The organism is Methylobacterium sp. Leaf117 (assembly GCF_001422985.1).
GTDB lineage: Bacteria > Pseudomonadota > Alphaproteobacteria > Rhizobiales > Beijerinckiaceae > Methylobacterium.
Map to the genome: position 1 here is coordinate 1 of NZ_LMNL01000004.1, position 21,610 is coordinate 21,610.

19 protein-coding genes and 1 pseudogene are annotated in these 21,610 nt (G+C 70.8%); 10 read left to right on the plus strand and 10 right to left on the minus strand.

The annotated features are described in order from the left end of the window. Nucleotide 1: 1 nt before the first annotated feature. The 5 genes and pseudogenes from rfbA to ASF57_RS26725 all read right to left on the minus strand — a co-directional run. Nucleotides 2-892 carry a glucose-1-phosphate thymidylyltransferase RfbA gene (gene rfbA / locus ASF57_RS04975; protein WP_056480761.1) on the minus strand — a complete coding sequence of 297 codons (891 nt, stop codon included), beginning with the start codon at nucleotides 890-892 and terminating at the stop codon, nucleotides 2-4. Next, nucleotides 889-1,797, minus strand: a complete 909-nt coding sequence (gene rfbD / locus ASF57_RS04980; protein WP_056480763.1) for a dTDP-4-dehydrorhamnose reductase — start codon at nucleotides 1,795-1,797, stop codon at nucleotides 889-891. Before rfbD ends, rfbA begins: the two co-directional genes overlap by 4 nt. 57 nt (nucleotides 1,798-1,854) lie before the next feature. After that, complete coding sequence (rfbB, locus tag ASF57_RS04985; protein ID WP_056480764.1) at nucleotides 1,855-2,928, minus strand: dTDP-glucose 4,6-dehydratase; 1,074 nt, start codon at nucleotides 2,926-2,928, stop codon at nucleotides 1,855-1,857. A 90-nt stretch (nucleotides 2,929-3,018) separates the two neighbouring features. Beyond that, on the minus strand, nucleotides 3,019-3,516 hold a 498-nt coding region (gene rfbC, locus ASF57_RS04990; RefSeq protein ID WP_056480895.1), incomplete at its 5' end, for a dTDP-4-dehydrorhamnose 3,5-epimerase. Nucleotide 3,517: 1 nt separating this feature from the next. After that, nucleotides 3,518-3,673, minus strand: a pseudogene (locus tag ASF57_RS26725) (dTDP-4-dehydrorhamnose 3,5-epimerase family protein); the annotation flags it as partial. 272 nt (nucleotides 3,674-3,945) lie between these two features. On the opposite strand from ASF57_RS26725, the gene ASF57_RS04995 reads away from it, so the two are divergent. Further along, a complete protein-coding gene (locus tag ASF57_RS04995) occupies nucleotides 3,946-4,572 on the plus strand; it encodes a hypothetical protein (protein ID WP_056480766.1) in 627 nt (208 codons plus the stop codon). A 16-nt stretch (nucleotides 4,573-4,588) separates the two neighbouring features. On the opposite strand, the gene hpxZ is transcribed toward ASF57_RS04995, so the two are convergent. The 5 genes from hpxZ to ASF57_RS05020 form a co-directional block, all read right to left on the minus strand. Beyond that, the gene (hpxZ, locus tag ASF57_RS05000; protein WP_056480768.1) at nucleotides 4,589-4,969 is read right to left on the minus strand and encodes an oxalurate catabolism protein HpxZ; all 381 of its coding nucleotides are present in this window, start codon (nucleotides 4,967-4,969) and stop codon (nucleotides 4,589-4,591) included. Between the two features lie 11 nt (nucleotides 4,970-4,980). Continuing rightward, complete coding sequence (locus ASF57_RS05005) at nucleotides 4,981-6,357, minus strand: AtzE family amidohydrolase (protein ID WP_156375977.1); 1,377 nt, start codon at nucleotides 6,355-6,357, stop codon at nucleotides 4,981-4,983. Nucleotides 6,358-6,398: 41 nt separating this feature from the next. Further along, a complete protein-coding gene (locus tag ASF57_RS05010) occupies nucleotides 6,399-6,599 on the minus strand; it encodes a DUF4089 domain-containing protein (protein ID WP_056190587.1) in 201 nt (66 codons plus the stop codon). Between the two features lie 56 nt (nucleotides 6,600-6,655). Then, nucleotides 6,656-8,272, minus strand: coding sequence for a hypothetical protein (locus tag ASF57_RS05015; protein ID WP_056480772.1), 1,617 nt, complete (start codon nucleotides 8,270-8,272; stop codon nucleotides 6,656-6,658). Nucleotides 8,273-8,358: 86 nt separating this feature from the next. Beyond that, on the minus strand, nucleotides 8,359-9,033 hold the full coding sequence (locus ASF57_RS05020) for an isochorismatase family cysteine hydrolase (protein WP_056480774.1): 675 nt from the start codon (nucleotides 9,031-9,033) through the stop codon (nucleotides 8,359-8,361). Between the two features lie 569 nt (nucleotides 9,034-9,602). On the opposite strand from ASF57_RS05020, the gene ASF57_RS05025 reads away from it, so the two are divergent. The 9 genes from ASF57_RS05025 (at nucleotide 9,603) to xdhC (ending at nucleotide 21,592) form a co-directional block, all read left to right on the plus strand. After that, nucleotides 9,603-10,601 (plus strand): hypothetical protein, encoded by a 999-nt coding sequence (locus ASF57_RS05025; RefSeq protein ID WP_056480776.1) that lies wholly within the window; start codon nucleotides 9,603-9,605, stop codon nucleotides 10,599-10,601. A gap of 174 nt (nucleotides 10,602-10,775) precedes the next feature. After that, complete coding sequence (locus ASF57_RS05030) at nucleotides 10,776-12,137, plus strand: 8-oxoguanine deaminase (RefSeq protein WP_056480778.1); 1,362 nt, start codon at nucleotides 10,776-10,778, stop codon at nucleotides 12,135-12,137. A gap of 1 nt (nucleotide 12,138) precedes the next feature. Beyond that, nucleotides 12,139-13,743: an ABC transporter ATP-binding protein gene (locus tag ASF57_RS05035; RefSeq protein ID WP_056480780.1), complete on the plus strand. Its 1,605-nt coding sequence runs from the start codon at nucleotides 12,139-12,141 to the stop codon at nucleotides 13,741-13,743. Then, nucleotides 13,733-14,809 (plus strand): ABC transporter permease, encoded by a 1,077-nt coding sequence (locus tag ASF57_RS05040; RefSeq protein WP_056480782.1) that lies wholly within the window; start codon nucleotides 13,733-13,735, stop codon nucleotides 14,807-14,809. The genes ASF57_RS05035 and ASF57_RS05040 overlap by 11 nt, the downstream gene beginning before the upstream one ends. Continuing rightward, nucleotides 14,806-15,747, plus strand: a complete 942-nt coding sequence (locus tag ASF57_RS05045; protein WP_056190573.1) for an ABC transporter permease — start codon at nucleotides 14,806-14,808, stop codon at nucleotides 15,745-15,747. Before ASF57_RS05040 ends, ASF57_RS05045 begins: the two co-directional genes overlap by 4 nt. 28 nt (nucleotides 15,748-15,775) lie before the next feature. Then, entirely contained in the window at nucleotides 15,776-16,867 is a 1,092-nt protein-coding gene (locus ASF57_RS05050) for a BMP family ABC transporter substrate-binding protein (protein WP_056480784.1), read from the plus strand. Between the two features lie 60 nt (nucleotides 16,868-16,927). Next, nucleotides 16,928-18,424 (plus strand): xanthine dehydrogenase small subunit, encoded by a 1,497-nt coding sequence (xdhA, locus tag ASF57_RS05055; protein ID WP_056480786.1) that lies wholly within the window; start codon nucleotides 16,928-16,930, stop codon nucleotides 18,422-18,424. Continuing rightward, nucleotides 18,417-20,777, plus strand: a complete 2,361-nt coding sequence (gene xdhB / locus ASF57_RS05060; protein WP_056480788.1) for a xanthine dehydrogenase molybdopterin binding subunit — start codon at nucleotides 18,417-18,419, stop codon at nucleotides 20,775-20,777. Before xdhA ends, xdhB begins: the two co-directional genes overlap by 8 nt. Beyond that, entirely contained in the window at nucleotides 20,774-21,592 is an 819-nt protein-coding gene (xdhC, locus tag ASF57_RS05065; protein WP_082503701.1) for a xanthine dehydrogenase accessory protein XdhC, read from the plus strand. The genes xdhB and xdhC overlap by 4 nt, the downstream gene beginning before the upstream one ends. Nucleotides 21,593-21,610: the final 18 nt, after the last annotated feature.

Genomic DNA, 21,610 nt, shown 5'->3' on the forward strand with positions numbered 1-21,610 from the left:
CTCACCGTGCCAGGAGGGAGGCCTGATCTTCCTTGGCGAGCTTGAGCAGGTTCTGGCCGTAGGCGGTCTTGGAGAACAGGTTGCCGCGGGCGATGAGCTGGTCCTTGCCGATGAAGCCCTGCAGGTAGGCGATCTCCTCCAGGCAGGCCACCTGGAGGCCCTGGCGGTGCTGCAGGGTRCGCACGAACTCGGCCGCYTCCAGCAGGCTGTCATGCGTGCCGGTATCGAGCCAGGCATAGCCGCGGCTCATCCGCTCCACGTGGAGCTGGCCCCGCTCGAGATAGGCCTCGTTGATGCTGGTGATCTCGAGTTCGCCGCGCGCCGAGGGCTTCACGGCGGCGGCGATGTCGAGCACCTGGTTGTCGTAGAAGTACAGYCCCGTCACCGCCCAGGGGCTCTCGGGSTCCGTCGGCTTCTCCACGAGCCGCAGGGGACGCCCCTCCGTGTCGAGGGTGACGACGCCGTARGCCGCCGGATTGTCGACATGGTAGGCGAACACCGTGGCGCCGGTCGTCCGGGCGCGGGCGCTGCGCAGCAACTCGGTCATGCCCGAGCCGAAGAACAGRTTGTCGCCCAGCACCAGGGCGACGCTGTCGTCGCCGAYGAASGCGCGCCCGATGAGGAAGGCCTGGGCCAGTCCTTCCGGCCGGGGCTGGACCGCGTAGCTGAAGGACAGGCCGAACTGCTCGCCGGTGCCGAACAGGCGCTTGTAGTTGTCGAGATGCTCGGGCGAGGAGATGATCAGGATCTCGCGGATGCCGGCCAGCATCAGCACGGAGACCGGATAGTAGATCATCGGCTTGTCGTAGACCGGCAGCAGCTGCTTGTTGATCGACAGGGTGGCCGGGTGCAGGCGCGTGCCCGTGCCGCCGGCCAGAACGATCCCCTTCATGCCCGCGTCTCCGTCTGTGTCCGTTCAGGGCCGACCAGTCGGTCGAGGATGGCGTCGACGGCCTCGGCCCAGGGYCGCGGCGTCAGGCCGTAGGCGGCCGTCAGGCTCGCCGTCGAGAGCACCGAGTTGGCCGGGCGCCGCGCCGGGGTCGGGAAGGCGGAGGTCGGGATCGCATCCACCGGCACGGAGCGCCCGCCGCGCCGGGCGTTGCCGGCGATGATGGCGCGRGCAAAGCCACACCAGGTCGTGGCCCCGGCATTGACGTAGTGATGCGTGCCCGTGGGCGCGGCCGGATCGGTGGCCAGCGCCTGGGCGACCACCGCGAGCCCCGCGGCGAGGTCGCCCGCGCTGGTCGGGCAGCCGTGCTGGTCGTCGACCACGCTCAGGCGCTCGCGCTCGGCGGCGAGGCGCAGCATCGTCTTGACGAAGTTGCCCCGGTGCGGGCTCACCACCCAGGCGGTGCGGATGATGGCGTGGCGCGGATTGGCCGCCCGCACGGCGATCTCGCCSGCCGCCTTGCTGGCYCCGTAGACGCTCTGCGGGTTCACGGCCGCGTCCGAGGGATAGGCGCCGGTGCCGGAGCCGTCGAAGACGTAGTCGGTGGAGACGTGGACGAGCGGGATGCCGGCCCGGGCGGTGGCGGCGGCCAGGAGCGCCGGCGCCACCGCGTTSAKGRCCCAGGCCGCGGCGATCTCGCTCTCGGCCCGGTCGACGGCGGTGTAGGCGGCCGTGTTGACCACCGCCGCGTAGGGGCGCTGCGCCAGGGCGGCCTCGATCGCAGCCGCGTCGGTGACGTCGAGTTCGGTGCGGCTCGGGGCGTACAGGCGCACGCTCGGGTCCCAGAGGCCGGACGCCTGCAGTTCGGTGCCGACCTGGCCGGCGCCGCCGAGGATCAGGATGTTCATGGATYCAGGCATGTTCACSGGGTCAGGCATGTTCACCGGGTCAGGCATCTGCCGGGCTCACCCGTGCCCGGCGGGCGATGCGCTCGCGCCGAGGCCGAGGCGCTCGCCGGTGTAGCGCCCCGCGCGGATCGGGCGCCACCAGGACTCGTTGGCCAGATACCAGCGYACGGTCTCCTCCAGCGCCTGYTCGAAGTCCTTGGTCGGGTGCCACCCCACCTCGGCCTCGGCCTTGGACGGGTCGATGGCGTAGCGCCGGTCGTGGCCGGGCCGATCGGTGACGGAGGTGATGAGGCGGTCGTGGGGCGCGTGCTCCGGGCGCAGGCGGTCGAAGGCGGCGCACAGCGCCTTGACCACGGCCARGTTGTTGCGCACCGAGCGCCCGCCGAGCAGGTAGGTCTCGCCGAGCCGCCCCTTCTCGAGCACGGCCACGAGGCCGCGGGCATGGTCCTCGACATGGATCCAGTCGCGCTCGTTGAGGCCGTCGCCGTAGACCGGCAGCGGCTTGCCCTCGAGCGCGTTGAGGATCATCAGGGGRATGAGCTTCTCGGGGAAGTGGCGCGGGCCGTAATTGTTCGAGCAGTTGGTCACCAGCACCGGCAGGCCGTAGGTYTCGTGCCAGGCGCGGGCCAGGTGGTCGGAGGCGGCCTTGGAGGCCGAGTAGGGCGAGCGCGGATCGTAGCGGCTGTCTTCGGTGAAGAAGCCGTCCGGCGGCAGCGAGCCGTAGACCTCGTCGGTGGAGACGTGGAGGAAGCGGAACCCYGCCCTGGCCGTGCCCGARAGCCCGTCCCAATGGCTGCGGGCGCCGTCGAGCATCACCTGGGTGCCGACCACGTTGGTGCGGATGAAGGCGCCCGGATCGGTGATCGAACGGTCGACGTGGCTCTCGGCGGCCAGATGCATCACGGCCTCGGGCCGGAARTCSGCRTAGAGGGCGTGGACCGCCTTCGGGTCGCAGATGTCGGCTTCCACCAGGCGGTGGCGGGGATCGTYGGCCAGGGGCTGGAGCGAGATCGGATTGGCCGCGTAGGTCAGCGCRTCCAGGGTGRCCACCTCGTGTCCGAGATCCTGCACCAGGTGCAGCACCAGGGCCGATCCGATGAAGCCGCAGCCGCCGGTTACCAGGATGCGCATGGGATGAACGGTCTCTCGTGAARTCGGGACGGGCGGACGATCGGGCGGTGCGGCGCTGTCGTCTCCGGCCGCGCCCCCCCTGTACAGGCTTCAGAAAAGCGGCGGAAGATCGGCCAGCCGTGGGGCGATCCGGTCCTTGGCYGAGAGCTGCGCGTCGGCGTCCGTCACCGGCCAGTCGATGCCCAGCGCCGGATCGTTCCAGAGCAGGGCGCCGTCGTGCTCGGGGCTGTAGACCCCGCCGGCGACCTTGTAGGCCACCATGGTGTCGGGCTCCAGGGTGCAGAAGCCGTGCCCGAAGCCGACCGGGATGTAGAGCTGCTCGCCGCCCTYCGCATCGAGCCGCACGGCCACGTGGCGGCCGTAGGTGGGCGAGGCGCGCCGCAGGTCGACGGCCACRTCCAGGATGGCGCCGGCCAGCACGCGGATCAGCTTGGCCTGGGCCATCGGAGGGCGCTGGAAGTGCAGGCCGCGCACGGTGCCCTGCGGGGCGGAGAAGGATTGGTTGTCCTGGATGAAGACGTCGTCGATGCCGCTCGCGGCCAGGATGTCCGCCCGGTAGGTCTCCGAGAACCAGCCCCGCGCATCGCCNGGAGAAGGATTGGTTGTCCTGGATGAAGACGTCGTCGATGCCGCTCGCGGCCAGGATGTCCGCCCGGTAGGTCTCCGAGAACCAGCCCCGCGCATCGCCAAAGCGCGTCGGCACCACGCGCCGCACCGCAGGAATGGTCGTCTCGATCACGCGCATACCCGGATCCTCAGCAGGGGCGTCGAACGGAAAAGAACCGCGACATCAGAATGGCACGCGTTCTAGGCGGGGTTCCACCGGTGACCGTCAAGGCCCGAGGCGATTTTTCGTCCGAATGCAATCCGGGATTCAAGTCGGGATCGACCGCCCCCGAACCGCGCCGCAGAAGGTGGCCCTGTTTCCGACACAGGATGTCGCGACACGGGAACCAAGGTTCGATCTCACGGACGTCCCCTCCCCCGGAGGATCGCCCGGATGGATAAGGAGCGACGATGGAGATTCAGGTCACCGCCGGATCCTGCGGCATCGGTTCGGCCTCCTACGAACTCGGCCTCTTTCGGCTTCCGGATGGAAGCCTGCGCGGCGTCGAGGATCTGGAGGCGCTGGTCCTGCCGACTCCGGAGCGCCCGGCGCCCCGGCGCAGCGGCATCGCCCGCGGCCTGCGCGAGGCCTTGGCGGCGACCGGTCCCTTGCCGAATCCCTTGGGTCTGGCCGCCTCCCTCGTGGGCGTCGGCCTGGACGTGCTCGGGGGCGAGGGCCCGAGCCTGTCCGTGGAACTCCGGTTCCGGGATGGCGCCACGGCACTGATCCGGGTGGCGGCCGACATGGCCGCGCAAATCGAGCGCGACCGCGCGGTGGTTCAACACGCCACCCTGCGCCTGTCCCCAGCGCATCCCTCGGTGCCCGACGTCGCGGCCGACGACGCTCCCCCGGCTAATGGAATCGCGGCGCATTCGGGTGAGGCACACTCCGGTGAGGCACACTCGGGCGAGGCACATTCGGGCGATGAGCGCGCGATCGAAGAGATCGCGCCGGACGACCGCACCCTCGCTTCGCTCTTCGCCTACGAGAAGCGCGGCGGCCGCGTGCGCCGGCTGTCGAAGGCGCTGGACAGCTGAGGGCTACGCCGCCCGGTCAGCTCTCGATGACGCTCACATGGGCCGCGACCACCTTCCAGCCGCCGGGGAAGCGGATCCAGGTTTGGCTCTGGCGTCCGATGCGCCCGGGAGCGCTTGACCGGGTGAACAGCGTCATGGCGATCCCCGTATCGGCGCCGTAGGTGGTGATCACGGTGTCCCGGAGGTCGCGGGCGAGGCCCTCGGAAGAGCGCGCCCGGCGGAAGGCCCGGATCGCCTCCATGCCGTAGAGGTTCTCGGCCCCGCCATACCGGATGGTGCGGGGATCGTCGTGGAACAGCGCCTCCAGCGTCGGGACGTCGTTGCCCACCAGTGCCGCCTCGTAGGCCGCGAAGGCGGCTTCCACCTCGGCCTTCACGGCCGGATCGTCGATGATCATCGGGGTTCCGCTCACAGGTTCGCCACGGGGGCCCGGGCGACGCCCGCCCGCTCGAGGTGGTACGCGATCCGCAGGGCGACGTCCTCGCGCCAGGGGGCGGCGATGACCTGGACGCCGAGCGGCAGGCCCGCGTCGAGGCGCACCGGCACCGCCACCACCGGCAGGCCGATGAACGAGATCGGCTGGGTGAACACCCCGATATTGGCCCGCACCGGCAGGGTCACCCTGTCGAGCACGAAGGTGGTCTGGCCCGAGCGGGGGGCGCGGCACGGCGTGGCGGGTGCCAGGATGACGTCGACCTCGCGGAACAGGTCGAGCACCGCCGCCCGGTACCAGCGGCGGAAGCGCTGGGCACGTTCGACCATCGGGGCCGGGATCATCGCCCCGGCGATCAGGCGGTCGCGCACTGCCGGGTCGAAATCCTGGCCCCGCGTCCGCAGGCGGTCGAGATGGAGGGCGGCCCCCTCGGCGGCGGTGATGAGGTAGGCCGCCGCCCGGGCGCGGGCCGCTTGCGGAATCTCGATCTCGCGCGTCGCATCCAGCGCCCGGGCGACGGTCGCCACCGCCTCGAACGCCTCGGCATCGCCGCCGCGCGCGAAGTAGCCGCCCGCCACCGCGACGCGCAGGGTGCCGAGGCCGTCTGCGAGGCGGGAGGCGGTGAACTCGGCCGGCCGCGTGGTGGCGACCGGGTCGTCCGGGTCCGGCCCCTGCATCGCGTCGTAGCTGATGGCGAGATCCCTGACGCTGCGGGCCATAGGCCCGAGATGGTCGAGGCTGCCCACGAAGGGAAAGCTGCCGGCCCGGGTCAGGCGGCCGTAAGTGGGCTTGAGGCCGAAACAGCCGCAGAAGGCCGAGGGCACCCGGATCGATCCGTTGGTGTCCGAGCCGAGGGCGATCGGCACCAGCCCCGCCCCGATGGCGCCGCCGGACCCGCCGGACGAGCCCCCGGACATGTGGCCGAGGGCGTGCGGGTTGCGGGTCGACCCGTCATGCACGTTCTCGCCCGTGAAGTCGTAGGCGTATTCGCCCATGTTGAGGCCGCCGACCAGGATGGCGCCGGCCGCCTCCATGCGGCGGATCAGGGCGGCGTCGCGCGACGCGGGCGCCCGTGCGCGGTTGATCGTCGATCCCGCCCGTGTCGGCAGGCCGGCGATGTCGAACAGGTTCTTGACCGCGAAGGGCACGCCCGCGAGCGGCCCGAGGGGTTCACCGCTGGCACGAGCCGCGTCCAGGGCCTCGGCGCGGGCCGCGGCGCGTTCGGGCAGCACATCCGTGAAGGCATTGACCGCGCCGTCGACGCGCGCGATCCGCGCCAGGCAGGCCGCCACGATGGTGCGCGCGCTCAGCGTGCCGTCGCGAAATGCGCCCGCCAGCGCCTCGGCCGTCATGGTGCCCGGATCGCGGGCCTGCTCCACACCCTCCATGCGGCTCATGCCTCGTAGACCGGGGCGGCGTCCACCGCGTCGGCCAGGGGGAATTCGGCCACATGGGCCGCGGCCGCGCGCAGGACCGCGAGGTTGCTGCCGATGGCGCCGATCCAGGTCGGATCGAGAGGAATGGCGAGCAGCCCGGCCGCCGCTTCGATGTAGGCATCGAGGCCGCCGGTCGGCGGTTCGTTGCGCTCTGACATGAGCTTTCTCCCAGTGATGTTTTTTCGTGCCGCCGGGACGCCGCGCGGACGGGGATCTATTCTGCCGCCGCGGCGGCGTGAGTCGCAGGCGGGGTCGACGGCGCGGCCGCCAGGGAGCGGGACGCGGCGTAGAGCAAGGCCGCCACCATCGCGTAAGCAAGCGCCAGGCCGGGCGTCACCGCCACGCCGACCGCCGCTCCGTGCATGAAGCCGAAGAAGGTGAGGACCGCCCCCGCCAGGGCGAAGGCCGCCGCTTTGGCGAAGGCCCGCTCGATGATGAACACCGTGATGGCCCCGAGGACGAGCCCGCCCAGAATCGCGCCTTCGCCGAGGATGCCGAGGCCGGCATAGAGCACGCCGGCCTGCCCGAGTTTGTCGAGGCCCACCGCGGCGGCACTGGTGCCGGCCGCACCCAGCGCCCCGTCGATCAGGGTCTTGGCCCAGGCCGCCAGATGGGGCGCGAAGGCGAGCACGATGGCCGGCGCATGGGAATGCGGCGTCTCCTGGAAGGCCTGCGCGCCGATCAGCATGCCGATGTAGAGCAGGATCGGGGCGATCGCGACCACGGGCACGAGGCTGGACAGCAGCGAGACCAGGTTGAGCCAGCACAGCAGCAGGATCACCGCTCCGGTGGCGAAGGAATAGCCGATCCGCCCGCCCATCGCCTTCCAGCCCGGATGGCCGATATAGACCGCGTTGATGAAGGGGTTGCCCATCAGGCAGCCGATCAGGCTGACGACGCCGTCGGCCGTGAGCACGCGGGTGGTGGGATAGGGGTCGCCCGCCACCTCGGCGCTCTCGACGTTGTCCATGGCCTCCACGAGGTCGTAGATGCCGAACGGGATCGCGGTGACCAGGATGATCCCGATGAAGTCGAAGCCCGAGAAGACGTGGCCGAGAGCCGGCAACGGCACCGAGAAGCCGATGCCGTGGAGCGCCGCCGCGAGGCCGGGGCCGCTCACCCCGCCGATGTCGAGGCCGAACAGCTTGGCGCCCCAGGCGATTCCCATCCCGAACAGGATGGCAACGAGGCCCGCCGGCAGGCGGCCGGGATAGCGCAGGCCCCCGAACCAGGCGAGCAGGATGATGGCGAAGGCCACCACGCCGATCACCGGCGTGGTGATGAGTTCGAGCGCCGGGCGCATGGCGATGAAGGTGACGGAGACGCCGGCGAGCGTGCCGAGCAGCGCCGCCCGCGGGGTGATCCGGCGGATTGCCGGGGCGGCAAAGCCGCCGATCATCAGGATGAAGCTCTGGATGAAGACCCAGGCGAGCCCCGCCTCCCAGGCTTTCACCGGATCGCCGGTGGCGAGCTTGATCGGCAGCATGATCACGAAGACCACGATGAACATGTGCGGCACGCTGATGCCGGAGGGCAGCGCGCAGACGTCGTTGCGCCCAGTCGCCGCGGCTAGCCGATAGGCGAGCCAGCCGTAATAGGCAGTCGAGAGGCAGAGCATCAGTCCGATGGCCGGCAGGATGCGCCCGAACGTGATGGCGTCGGGCATGCCCAGCACGAAGCGCAGCAGGCCGGTGAGCACCAGGAGGTTGACCAGGATGTTGGTGCCGAAGCCGAAGAAGGCGTTCCAATCCCCCGGCACCCACAGGCTCGGCCCGTGGCGTCGCCCGATACCGGATGTCGCTGGCCCCGTTCCGTCCGCGCCCGCCGCCATGATCGAGGTCCTTCCTGCTGGTATGCCGCGCCCGCGTGCCGGGGCGATGATCCGGTCGCGTCGTGAGATCGGGGCTGCGCCCGCGCCTAGCGCGCACCGGCGAGGGCTTCGACCACCGCACCCGAGGACGTGACCCAGCCGAAGATGCCGCCCTGGGCGGCGATCATCGCGAGGCCGACTCGGTGGAATTCAGGGCAGTAGGAGGCGCAGCCATCGCCGATCGCGATGCAGCGATAGCCGCGGTCGTTGCCCTCGCGGATGGTGGTGTGCACGCAGACCTCGGTGGTGACCCCGCAGACCAGCAGGGTCGCGATCCGGCGGGCCGACAGGACGGCCCCGAGATCGGTGGCGTAGAAGGCGCCCTTCCCGGGCTTGTCGATGACCACCTCGCCCCGGATCGGCGCCAGTTCGGGCACGATGCCGTGACCCGGCTCGCCGCGGATCAGGATGCGGCCCATCGGACCCGGCGCGCCGATGCGCGCGGTGGGCGTCCCTCGTTCCAGCTTGGCCGGCGGCGCATCGGAGAGGTCGGGCTTATGGCCCTCGCGCGTATGCACGATGAGGAGGCCGGCGTTTCGTGCGGCGGCCAGCACCGACCGGATCGGCGGCACCGCCGTCTGCAGCAGGCTCACGTCGTTGCCGAGGGTCTCGCCGAAGCCGCCGGGCTCCAGGAAGTCCCGCTGCATGTCGATGATCACCAGCGCGGTGGTCGCCGGATCGAAGGAGGCAGGGGCAGGTTCGGCCGCGATGACGGGACGCATGATCGGGGCACCGGGCCGGAGGAGTCTCGATCCGGGAGGGGCGACGTCCGGCCCCAATCTCGAATCTCCGGTGATCATGGATCGAAGCTCTGCCGGAGACACGCCCAAATGATGCGCGGCGCTGCATCCTTGCCGTGCAGGTTGCGCCGCGCTTGTCCGCCCCTCGGCGCGCCCAGCGTGACGGGACCTGTCCGCCGGGACACGCGGGGGGGCAGTCCACGCGACCCGGCGCCATCGCCAGCCGCCCGGAAAGCCGCGGAACGGACGGTCCGGGGCGCGTGCCACGAGGCCATGGACGCTCGAGCCGTGGACGCTCCGATGCCTACCAATGATGCAACCCTGGCTAGAAATTAGACCATCTGGTCCGACTATCATTTGGCGCGCGGCGTTTCCGGGTCGCGAGCGGCCCGGTGTGTGGGATGGCGCAGGTCCGTTTCCGTAGGGGAGCGCGCCAGGATTGTTGCATTTTTGTATCACCCCGCCTGGTTGCGTGGACGGACCGGCCGGATGGCACATCGGTTGCGGTCATTTGCCCCAACGGATGCTTAAATCCGAGGGGGACGTTATCGATGATCACGACATTCACACGACCGCTGCTGGCTGCCACGCTGAGCCTCGCCGCCCTGGTGCCGGCCCTGGCCGCAGACCTCACCAAGGAGAAGGCGCCGATCGCACCCGTGGTGGTGCCGTCCGGGTTCTTCCTGTTCTCCGATACGCAGATCAGCTACCGCTACCAGTTCCCGGCTGCCAGTCCCGGCGCCCAGGTCCAGCGGTCCGACGGCAGCTTCCGCAACCAGGACGCGCCCAAGCACATCCTCAACCTCTCGCATGCGGATGCCTGGGCCTACGGCACCAACTTCTTCACCCTCGACATCCTGAAGTCGGGGTCGCAGTTCCCGGCGGGCACCACCGATGGTTTCGGCGTGCCGACCTACTTCGAATACGGGAACACCGAGGCCTACGGCCTCTATCGCGGAACCTTGAGCCTGAACGCCCTGACGGGGACGAAGGCCTTCATGGTGCCCGGCATCATCAAGGATGTGTCGCTCGCCTTCGGCTTCGATGCCAATGCGCAGAACGACGCCTTCGGCTCCAAGAAGCGCGACGTGGTCGGCGGCCTGAACTTTGCGTTCGACGTCCCGGCCGGCTTCCTCAGCGCCTCGGTCCATGCCTACAAGGAGTGGAATCGCAACGGCTTCAACGTCGCCCCGAACCGGGATACCAGCTTCAACACGGTCCCGGAATTCGAAATCGTCTACAGCTTCCCGCTGGCCTTCACGGGCCTGCCGCTCAGCATCGCGGGCTTCAACAACATCGTCCTGCCCAAGGGGCGTGGCGTGAGCGATCCGTCCGCCTTCGCCTCCAACCCGAAGACGGGCCTCGAATTCCTGTCGCGGACCAACCTGGTCCTCGACGTCGGCAAGCTGATCTACAACCAGCCGAACCGGGTCGACGTCTTCATCGGCTTCCAATACTGGCTCAACAAATTCGGCAACGTCGAGCGCGCCAACTTCAAGGGGACCGAAGAGAAGAGCTTCCTGGCCGGCGTCTCCTTCCACGTGTTCTAAGGGTAGGCTCCAACGGCAGGCGCCTTCTCACAGGACAGGCACCTTGATCGATGGTCTGCAGGCGAGGTCTGCAGACCATGACCTGAACGACGAGGCCGGACCGCCGTCCGGCCTCCCGATTTCCGGGCGGGCCAGGGTGAGGGCCGGTCCGCACCGAGGGAACACCGGATCAGCATGGTCGAAACCCCCGCGACGCGACGAGTCTGGATCCGCAACCCGCTGGCGATCCTGGCGCCGGATTCCGGCGGTGGCCTCGTCGTCGCAGGTACCCGCATCGTCGAGCGCGTGCCCGCAGGCGGCACGCCCGCCGCGCCCGTCCACGAGACCTTCGACGCCAGCCGCCACGTGGTCGTGCCCGGCCTCATCAACACCCACCACCACTTCTTCCAGACGCTCACCCGCGCCCACCCGGTGGCGATCAACAAGCCGCTCTTCCCGTGGCTGAAAGCGCTCTACACGGTCTGGGACAGGATCACCCCCGAGGCGTTCCGGCTGGCCACCCGGCTCGCTTACACCGAGCTGCTGCTCTCCGGCTGCACCACGGCCGGCGACCACCATTACCTGTTCCCCAAGGGCCTCGAATCCTCCGTCGACATCCAGGTCGAGGAGGCCGGCCCCCTCGGTATCCGGGCCTTCGTCACCCGCGGTTCGATGAGCTTGTCGGTGCGCGACGGCGGCCTGCCGCCCGAATGCCTGACGCAGGACGACGACACCATCCTGGCCGATAGCGAGCGGGTGCTGCGCCTGTTCCACGACCCCAAGCCGGGCGCGATGGTGCAGATCGGGCTGGCCCCGTGCTCGCCCTTTAACGTGACGAAGCGGCTGATGCGCGAGAGCGCGGCCCTGGCGGACGCCCACGATTGCCGCCTGCACACCCATCTCGGCGAGACGCTGGACGAGGACCGCTACTGCGTCGCGATGTTCGGCCAGCGCCCGGTGGACTACCTCGAGGAGGTGGGCTGGATGGGGCCGCGCACCTGGCTCGCCCACGGCATCCACTTCAACGACGCGGAGGTGAAGCGCCTCGGTGCGGCCGGCGTCGGCGTGTGCCACTGCCCGACCTCGAACATGACCCTGGCCTCGGGCCAGTGCCGGACCTGCGAATTGGAGGCGGCCGGCTCGCCCGTCGGCCTCGGGGTCGACGGCTCGGCCTCCAACGACAGTTCGAACCTGATGGAGGGCGTGCGCCACGCCCTGATGATCAATCGCCTGACCTACGGCGCCGAGGCCGTCACCCATCTCGACGCCCTGCGCTGGGCGACCGAGGGCTCCGCCGCCTGCCTCGGGCGCAGCGACATCGGCCGGATCGCGGAGGGCTGCGAGGCGGATCTGGCCCTGTTCACCCTCGACGAGCTGCGCTTTTCCGGCGCGCACGATCCCCTCGCGGCCCTGGTACTGTGCGGCGCCCACCGGGCCGACCGGGTGATGGTGGCAGGCTCCTGGCGGGTCATCGACGGCCAGCCCCTCGGGATCGAGACCGGCCAGTTGCGCGAGGCCCATACCCGCCTCGCCCACGCGCTGTTCGGAGCGCTCTAGCGTGGTCCCCGTCGTCCCCCCTGTCCGCACGGAGGGGCCGACACCCCTCTTCGGCGCCTATGGCATCGTCAAGCGCTTCGGCGCCTTCACGGCCAATGACGGCATCGATCTCGAGATCCGGGCCGGCGAGATCCACGCCCTGCTCGGCGAGAACGGCGCCGGCAAGTCGACCCTGATGAAGATCCTGTACGGGCTCCTGGAGCCCACCGAGGGGGTGGTGACCCATCGGGGCGACGTCGTGCGCCTCGCCCATCCGGAGGCCGCCCGCGCGCTGGGCATCGGCATGGTGTTCCAGCACTTTTCGCTCTGCGAGAACCTGACGGTCGCCGAGAACATCGCGCTGGTGATGCCCAAGGGCCTGAGCGGCCGGACCCTGAAGGCCCGGATCGCGGAGGTCGGGTCGACCTACGGCCTGCACCTCGACCCCGACCGGCCGGTCTGGTCGCTCTCGGCCGGCGAGCGCCAGCGCATCGAGATCATCCGCTGCCTGCTGCAGAACCCCAAGCTCGTGATCCTCGACGAGCCGACCTCGGTGCTGACCCCGGGCGAGGCCGAATTGCTGTTCACCGTGCTGGAACGCCTGCGCGACGAGGGCCGGGCGCTGCTCTACATCTCGCACCGCCTCGACGAGGTGCGCCGGCTGTGCGCGCGTGCCACCATCCTGCGCGGCGGCCGGGTGGTGTGGGCCTGCGACCCCCGCGCCGAGACTGCCCGGTCCCTCGCCGCCATGATGGTGGGTGTCCAAGTGCGTGAGGTGAAGCCACCTTCCGGCGTGGCGACCGGGCCGGAGCGCCTGGTCCTGTCCGGACTCACCCTCCCCGCCCCCGGCCTGCACGGCACCGCCCTCGACGGCGTCTCCCTGAGCGTGCGCGGCGGCGAGATCGTCGGCCTCGCGGGGATCGCCGGCAACGGGCAGGCGGAGCTGTTCGATGCCCTCTCGGGCGAGACCCTGGCGCCGGAGGCCGGCATGGTGCGGTTCGACGGCGTCGCTTCGGGGCGCCTCGGCATCACCGCCCGGCGGCGCGGCGGCGCCGGTTTCGTGCCGGAGGAGCGCAACGGCCACGGCGCGGCCCCGACCTTGAGCCTGTCCGACAACGCGATCCTGTCGCGCCACGCCACCGCAGGCCTGAGCCGCTTCGGAGTCCTGCGCCGCGCCGCCGCCAAGGCCCTGGCCCGGGACGTGATCGCGGCCTTCGACGTGCGCAAGGCGGGACCCGATCCCGCCGCCGGAACGCTGTCGGGCGGCAACCTGCAGAAATACCTGATGGGGCGCGAGATCCTGGCCGAGCCCGGCATCCTCGTGGTCAACCAGCCGACCTGGGGCGTCGACGCCCTCGCGGCCGCCCATATCCGGCAGGCGCTCCTCGATCTCGCTTCCCGCGGCGCCGCCGTGCTGGTGATCAGCCAGGACCTCGACGAATTGTTCGAGATCGCCGGCCGCATCGCCGTGCTGCATGACGGCACCCTGTCGTCGCCGGTGCCGGCCGCCGAGACCACCCGCGAGGCCCTGGGGCTGCGCATGGGCGGGGCGAACCCCGCGGAAGCCGCCGAGGGTCCGGTGGCGGGCGCGCCGGATCACGCCCGGGAGCCGGCCCATGCGCATTGACCTGACCCCGCGCACCAACCGGTCGGCCCTGATGGACGCGCTCTCGCCCATCCTGGCCTTCCTGGCCGCGCTGGTGGTGGGCGGGCTCGTGGTGGCCGTCATGGGCCGCTCGCCGGCCGCCGCCTTCGTCACCTACTTCGTGGCGCCCTTGAGCGAGGTCTGGTCGCTGCAGGAGGTGGCCGTCAAGGCCGCGCCGCTCGCCCTCATCGCCACCGGCCTGGCCTTCTGCTACCGCGCCAATATCTGGAATATCGGGGCCGAGGGACAGTTCGTCGTCGGCGGTCTGTTCGGCGGCTGGATCGGCGTCGCCAGCCACGGATCGCCCGGCGATCCCCTCTGGGTGCTGCCCCTGATGCTCCTCGTCGGCACGGGGGCCGGCATGCTCTACGGGCTGATCCCGGCCCTCCTCAAGGTGCGCCTCGGCGTCTCCGAGATCCTCACCAGCCTGATGCTGGTCTACGTGGCCGAACTGCTGCTCGACTACATGGCGCGCGGCCCGCTGCGCGATCCGGCCGGCTTCAACTTTCCCCAGAGCGTCACCTTCGATGACGCCGCCCGCCTGCCCTACCTGATGGAGGGCGGCACCCTCCATGCCGGCGTCGCCATCGCGCTGGCGGTGGTGGTCCTCGCCACCCTGGTTCTCGGCCGCACCCTGTTCGGCTTCACCGTGCGGGTGGTGGGGGCGAGCCCGCGCGCGGCGCGCTTCGCCGGCTTCAGCGACGGGCGCCTGACGCTCGCGGTCTTCGCCGTCTCCGGGGGCGCCGCGGGACTGGCCGGAATCTGCGAGGTGGCGGGCCGGATCGGCCAACTCCAGCCGTCGATCTCGCCGGGCTACGGCTTCACCGCCATCATCGTGGCGTTCCTCGGGCGGCTGTCCCCGATGGGTATCCTGGTGGCGGCCCTGGTCATCGCCCTCACCACCATCGGGGGCGAGGGCGCGCAGATCGACCTGAAGCTCCCCCTCGACCTGACGCGGGCCTTCCAGGGCCTGCTGCTCGCCCTGGTGCTCGGGGCCGACGCCCTGTCGCGCTACCGGGTCCGCCTCGTGCCGGGAGCGACCGCATGACCATCCACGGCGTCAGCCTCGATATCGTCCAGATGGTGCTCATCACCATCGTGGCCGCCGCCACCCCGCTGATGATCGCGGCGCTCGGCGAACTCGTCGCCGAGCGCGCGGGCGTGCTCAACCTCGGCGTCGAGGGCATGATGGTGCTGGGCGCCGCCGCCGGTTTCGCGGTGGCGGTGGAGACCGGCTCGACGCTGCTCGGCGCGCTGGCGGGGGCCGGGGCGGGCCTCGCCCTCTCGGCCCTGTTCGGACTTCTCACGGTGGTGCTGAGCGCCAATCAGGTCGCCTCCGGCCTCGCCATGACGATCCTGGGGCTCGGGCTCTCGGGCCTCGTCGGCGCCTCCTATGTCGGCCTCAAGCGCGATCCGGCGCCGCACCTGTCCGTGCCGGGTCTTACCGATCTGCCCGGCCTCGGCGGCCTGCTCTTCGGGCAGGACGGCTTCGTCTACTTCGCCTTCGCGCTGGCGGCCGGGGTGTGGTGGTTCCTGTGGCGCACCCGCGCCGGCCTGATCCTGCGGGCCATCGGCGACGACCACACCGCCACCCACGCGCTGGGCCTGCAGGTCCGCAAGGTGCGCGTCCTCGCGGTGCTGTTCGGCGGGGCCTGCGCGGGGCTGGCCGGGGCCTACCTGTCGCTGTCCTACACCTCGTTCTGGGCGCCCGCGATGACGGCCGGGCGCGGCTGGATCGCCCTGGCCCTCGTGGTCTTCGCCTCCTGGAATCCGCTCCGGGCGGTGGCCGGCGCCCTGCTGTTCGGCGGCGCCACGGTGCTCCAGCTCAATGCCCAGGCGGCCGGCCTCGGCCTGCCGGGGCAACTCCTCTCCGCCCTGCCCTACCTCGCCACCATCCTGGCCCTGGTCTTGCTCTCCCTCGGCAGGCGCCAGGGCGGCTCCCTCGCCCCGGCGGCCCTCGGCCGCGTCTTCACCCCGCACCGGTAGACGTGCATTCTGGAAGGATATCGGAACGATGCGGATCGTGCAGGGTGCCCTGGTGGCCGTTCTCGCCCTCGGATTCGGGGCCGCGCAGGCCCCGGACGCGCACGCGCAGGAGAAGAAGCCCGGCGAGAAGCTGAAGGTCGGCTTCGTCTATGTCGGGCCGGTGGCCGATTACGGCTACTCGTACCAGCACGACCAGAGCCGCAAGGCCCTCGCCGCCGCGCTGGGCGACAAGGTCGAGACCAGCTTCCTCGAGAACGTGCCGGAGGCCGACAGCGAGCGGTCCATCGAGAGCTTCGCCCGCTCCGGCTACGGCCTGGTCTTCACCACCTCGTTCGGCTTCATGGAGCCGACCCTGAAGGTCGCCAAGAAGTTCCCCAAGGTGAAGTTCGAGCACGCCACCGGCTACAAGCGCGCGCCCAACGTCTCGACCTACTCGGCCCGCTTCTACGAGGGCCGCTACGTCTGCGGGGTGATCGCCGGGCGCCTCTCGAAGACGGGCACGCTGGGCTACATCGCCTCGTTCCCGATCCCCGAGGTGGTGAGCGGCATCAACGCCTTCATGCTCGGCGCCCAGTCGGTGAACCCCGACATCAAGATCAAGATCGTCTGGGTCAACACCTGGTTCGACCCGGGCAAGGAGGCCGAGGCCGCCAAGGCGCTGCTGGCCCAGGGCGCCGACATCCTGTCGCAGCACACCGATTCCGCTGCGCCGTTGCAGGAGGCCGAGAAGCAGGGCAAGCTCGCCTTCGGACAATCCTCGGACCAGATGCGTTTCGCCCCGAAGGCCCAGCTCACCTCGATCGTCGACGACTGGGACAGCTACGTCATCGGCGAGGCCAAGGCCGTCCTGGACGGCACCTGGAAGAGCCACGACACCTGGGGCGGCATCAAGGACGGTATGGTCGTGCTGGCGCCCTTCGCCAACATGCCCGACGACGTGAAGGCCCAGGCCGAGGCCACCAAGACGGCGATCGCGAACGGCACGCTCCTGCCCTTCCACGGCCCCGTCTTCAAGCAGGACGGCACCGAGGCGGTGAAGGCCGGCGAGAACGCCCCCGACCCGATGATCCTCGGCATGAACTGGTACGTGAAGGGCATCGCCGACACGCTGCCGCGCTAGGGCCGTCGCGAACCGACCCGTGGGGGAGCGAGGAACCGGCGTTCGAACACGAGAGGCCGCATGAGACACGCGATCCGCTTCCTCCTCGGCCATGAGGCGCGCACGATCGAGGCCTGCGATCCGACCCTGACGGTGCTCGACTGGCTGCGCGGCCCCGAGCGGCTGATCGGCACCAAGGAGGGCTGCAACGAGGGCGATTGCGGGGCCTGCACGGTGGTGGTGGTGCGCCCCGAGGGGCCGCCCGGCGCCGAGCGGCTGCGCTACCGCACGGTCGATGCCTGCATCACCTTCCTGGGTATGCTCGACGGCTGCCAGCTCCTCACCGTGGAGCACCTGCGTGGGAGCGACGGCACGCTCCATCCGGTCCAGCGCCTGATGGTGGAGGAGCACGGCTCGCAATGCGGCTTCTGCACGCCGGGCTTCGTGATGTCGCTGTTCGCCATGACCAAGGATTGGCCCGCCGCGGCCGGGGAAGTCTGGACCTCCGCGAGCCCCATCGACGATGCCCTCGCGGGCAATCTCTGCCGCTGTACCGGCTATGCCCCGATCGTGCGCGCGGCCGAGCGGGCGCTGGCCCTGCCGGAAGCGGATGCCTTCGACGCCGCCCACGACGCCACCCTCGCCCGGCTGCTGGCCGTGCGCGACGACGAGACCGTGGCGGTCTCCGGGCCGAAGGGCCGCTTCTTCGCCCCGGCCACCATCCAGGCGCTCGTCGATCTCATGGCCGAGCACCCCCAGGCGACGATCGTGGCCGGCGCCACCGATGTCGCCCTCTGGGTGACCAAGGGCCTGCGCGTGCTCGACCCGGTGATCTGGCTCGGGCGGGTGCGAAGCCTGCGCGTCGTGGGCGAGGCGCCCGATCACCTGTATCTCGGAGCCGGCGTGAGCCTCGCCGAGGCCGGCACGCATCTCGCCGGACTGCATCCGGATCTCGGCGAACTCTTCCGCCGCCACGGTGCCGCCCAGACCCGCAATGCCGGCACCCTCGGCGGCAACATCGCCAACGGCTCCCCCATCGGCGACGCGGCGCCAGCCCTGATCGCCCTCGGGGCAGGCCTCCATCTCATCGGCCGGGGGACCGAGCGCGAGATTCCCCTCGCGGATTTCTTCGTCGCCTATGGCCGGCAGGACCTGCGCCCGGGCGAGTTCGTCGCCGGGGTGCGGGTGCCGAGACTCGGCCCGAAGGCGATCTTCCGAGCCTACAAGATTTCGAAGCGCTTCGACGAGGATATTTCGGCCGTCCTCGGCGCCTTCCGGCTGACGCTCGACGGCGGCACGATCGAGGAAGCCTGCATCGCCTATGGCGGCATGGCCGGCACCCCGAAGCGGGCCGTCCAGGCCGAGGCCGCGCTGGTGGGGCAAGCCCTCGACGCCGCCGTGATCCCGGCCTTCAAGGCCGCACTCGCGCAGGACTTCACCCCGCTCACCGACATGCGGGCTTCGGCTGCCTACCGCCTCAAGGTCGCCGGCAACCTGATCGAGCGCCTGATCCACGAGAGCGCCCCGGAGGCGCCGGAAACCCGCTTGGCGAGGGTGGGAGCACTGGCTCATGCTTGATCGCACACCCCCTGCCCCGAAGGCGGACGACCGGATCGCGGGCGGCGCCCACACGCCGCGCATCCACGACAGCGCCGCCCGCCACGTCGGCGGTTCGGCGATCTACATCGACGACATGGCTGAGCCGGCCGGCCTGCTGCATGTCTGCCTGGGCCTGAGCGAACGCGCCCATGCCCGCCTGGTCTCGGTGGATCTCGACCCCGTGCGCAGCGCCGAGGGCGTGGTCGCGGTGTTCACCGCCGCCGACGTCCCGGGCGTCAACGACATCTCGTCCTCGCACCGGAACGACGAGCCGATGCTGGCCGAGGACACGGTGTCGTATGTCGGCCAGCCGATCTTCGCGGTGGCGGCCCTGACCCGCGATGCGGCCCGCCGCGCCGCCCGCCACGCCGTCATCGCCTACGAAGACCGCGCACCCGTCCTGACCTACCGGGAGGCCCGGGCGGACGGCACGCTGGTCTGGCCGCCCATGACCCTGACGCGCGGCGATTCCGACGCGGTGCTGGCGGAGGCTCCCGGCATCGTCCGGGGCCGGATGGCCATCGGTGGCCAGGAGCACTTCTACCTCGAGGGCCAGATCGCGCTGGCCATTCCGGGCGAGGACGACGAGGTCACGGTCTACACCTCGACCCAGCACCCCTCGGAGGCCCAGGCCCTGGTCGCCAAGGTGCTGGGCACGGTCAATTCCGCGGTGACGGCCGAGATCCGCCGGATGGGCGGCGGCTTCGGCGGCAAGGAGAGCCAGTCGAACCTGTTCGCCTGCGTGGCGGCCCTGGTGGCCAAGACGACCGGACGCGCCGCCAAGATCCGGCCCGACCGCGACGACGACATGATCATCACCGGCAAGCGCCACGATTTCGAGGTCGATTACCTCGTCGGCCACGATGCCGCGGGCAAGATCCTGGCGGTCGACATGCAGCTCGCCGCCCGCTGCGGCTGGGCCGCCGACCTGTCGGGGCCGGTCACCGACCGCGCCCTGTTCCACGCCGACAATTGCTATCACTACCCGGCGGTGCACCTGACCTCGCGGCCCTACCGCACCCACACCCAGTCCAACACCGCCTTCCGGGGCTTCGGCGGCCCGCAGGGCATGGTGGCGGCCGAGCGGGTGATCGAGGAGGTGGCCTATGCCTGCGGCTTCGACCCGTTGGAGGTGCGCAAGCGCAATTTCTACGGCACCGAGACCGACAACATCACGCCCTACCACCAGACCATTTCCGACAATTGCATCCGGGATTTGGTGGCCAAACTGGAAGTGGATTGTGAGTATGCTGGGCGCCGCGCGGCCCTGCATGCGGCAAATGAAGCGAGCCCGGTGATCAAGCGCGGCATCGCCCTGACGCCGGTGAAGTTCGGCATCTCCTTCACCTCGACCGCCTACAACCAAGCCGGCGCCCTGGTGCACATCTACAACGACGGTTCGGTCGGCCTGAACCACGGCGGCACCGAGATGGGCCAGGGGCTCTACGTCAAGGTCGCGCAGGTGGTGGCGGAGGAATTCCAGATCGATGCCGACCGGGTCCGCATCACCGCGACCACGACCGGCAAGGTGCCCAACACCTCGGCCACCGCCGCCTCGTCGGGGGCGGATCTCAACGGCATGGCGGCCCGCGCGGCCGCCCAGACCCTGAAGGACCGCCTCGTCGCCTTCGCGGCCGAGGCCTGGAGTGTCGCGCCCGAGACGGTGCTGTTCCTGCCCAACCGGGTCCGGGTCGGCAACCAGGAGATCGCCTGGGCCGAGCTGATCCACAAGGCCTACCTCGCCCGCGTCCAGCTCTCGGCCACGGGCTTCTACAAGACCCCGACCATCCACTGGGACCGCGATGCCGGCCGGGGCCACCCGTTCTACTATTTCGCCTACGGCGCGGCCTGCGTGCAGGCGGCGGTGGACACGCTGACCGGCGAATACCGGATCGAGCGGGCCGACATCCTGCACGATTGCGGCCGCTCCCTGAACCCGGCGGTGGACCGGGGCCAGATCGAGGGCGGCTTCATCCAGGGGCTGGGCTGGCTCACCACCGAGGAATTGTGGTGGGACGGCAAGGGCGCCTTACGCACCCATGCGCCGTCCACCTACAAGATCCCGGCCTGCGGCGACCGCCCGCGCATCTTCAACGTGGCCCTCTACGAGAACGCGAATCGCGAGGCGACGATCTACCGCTCGAAGGCGGTGGGCGAGCCGCCGCTGATGCTCGGCATCGCCGGGCTGCACGCCCTGTCGGACGCGGTGGCGAGCGTCGCCGGGCACCGGCACTGCCCCCGCCTCGACGCCCCGGCGACGCCCGAACGCGTCCTCGACGCCGTCGAGCGGATGCGGGCCCTGGCGGACCATCCGCGAACCGCGCAGCCGTGAGCCTCGACCCGTCGGAGGCGCTGTCGGAAACCCTGGCGGGCGCCCTCGCGGCGGGCGAGCCGGCGGCCCTCGTTACCCTGTCGGAGGCGCGGGGCTCGACGCCGCGCGCCGCCGGCACCGCCATGCTGGTGATGCCCGGCCGGGTCGTCGGCACCATCGGGGGCGGCACCTACGAATGGGCGGGCATCGCCCGGGCCCGGCAACTCCTGGCGGCGGGCGAGCGGGAGGCCACCCTGCCGATGCCGCTCGGGCCGGAGACCGGACAATGCTGCGGCGGGCACGTCACCCTGACGATCGTCCGGGCCGGGGCCGAGACGTGCGCGAGCCTCAACGCCCGGGAGGCCGAGGGAGCGGCGCGGGCGCCGTGGGTGCTGATCTACGGCGCCGGCCATGTCGGGCGCGCCCTGGCGCTGGCCCTCGACCCGCTGCCGTTCCGCACCCGGATCATCGACGACCGGCCCGGAGAGATCGCCCGCGTCGAGGGCGCCCGCATCCTCCGGGAGGTCGGCTCGGCCAGTGCCGTGGCCGAGGCCGCGCCGCCGGGGGCCGCGCACGTGGTGCTCACCCACAGCCACGCCCTCGACAGCCTGATCTGCGCCAGCCTGCTGGAGGCCAACAGCTTCGCGTATCTCGGCCTGATCGGATCGGCCACCAAGCGGGCGACCTTCCTCAGCGCCTTCCGGGCGATGGGGCTCGACGCGGCCGCCCTCGACCGCCTCGTCTGCCCGATCGGCGGCAGGCCGGTGCGCGACAAGCGCCCGGCCGTCATCGCCGCCCTGGTGGCGGCCGAACTGATCGGCGTCTTTGCGGGCTGATCTGGAGGCTCGACCGGC

Bases quoted from the DNA above. Each gene is read 5' to 3' on its own strand.
- ASF57_RS04995 (WP_056480766.1), top strand. From the start codon at position 3,946: ATGGAGATTCAGGTCACCGCCGGATCCTGCGGCATCGGTTCGGCCTCC.
- hpxZ (WP_056480768.1), bottom strand. From the start codon at position 4,969: ATGATCATCGACGATCCGGCCGTGAAGGCCGAGGTGGAAGCCGCCTTC.
- ASF57_RS05005 (WP_156375977.1), bottom strand. From the start codon at position 6,357: ATGACGGCCGAGGCGCTGGCGGGCGCATTTCGCGACGGCACGCTGAGC.
- ASF57_RS05010 (WP_056190587.1), bottom strand. From the start codon at position 6,599: ATGTCAGAGCGCAACGAACCGCCGACCGGCGGCCTCGATGCCTACATC.
- ASF57_RS05015 (WP_056480772.1), bottom strand. From the start codon at position 8,272: ATGGCGGCGGGCGCGGACGGAACGGGGCCAGCGACATCCGGTATCGGG.
- ASF57_RS05020 (WP_056480774.1), bottom strand. From the start codon at position 9,033: ATGCGTCCCGTCATCGCGGCCGAACCTGCCCCTGCCTCCTTCGATCCG.
- ASF57_RS05025 (WP_056480776.1), top strand. From the start codon at position 9,603: ATGATCACGACATTCACACGACCGCTGCTGGCTGCCACGCTGAGCCTC.
- ASF57_RS05030 (WP_056480778.1), top strand. From the start codon at position 10,776: ATGGTCGAAACCCCCGCGACGCGACGAGTCTGGATCCGCAACCCGCTG.
- ASF57_RS05040 (WP_056480782.1), top strand. From the start codon at position 13,733: ATGCGCATTGACCTGACCCCGCGCACCAACCGGTCGGCCCTGATGGAC.
- ASF57_RS05045 (WP_056190573.1), top strand. From the start codon at position 14,806: ATGACCATCCACGGCGTCAGCCTCGATATCGTCCAGATGGTGCTCATC.
- ASF57_RS05050 (WP_056480784.1), top strand. From the start codon at position 15,776: ATGCGGATCGTGCAGGGTGCCCTGGTGGCCGTTCTCGCCCTCGGATTC.
- xdhA (WP_056480786.1), top strand. From the start codon at position 16,928: ATGAGACACGCGATCCGCTTCCTCCTCGGCCATGAGGCGCGCACGATC.
- xdhB (WP_056480788.1), top strand. From the start codon at position 18,417: ATGCTTGATCGCACACCCCCTGCCCCGAAGGCGGACGACCGGATCGCG.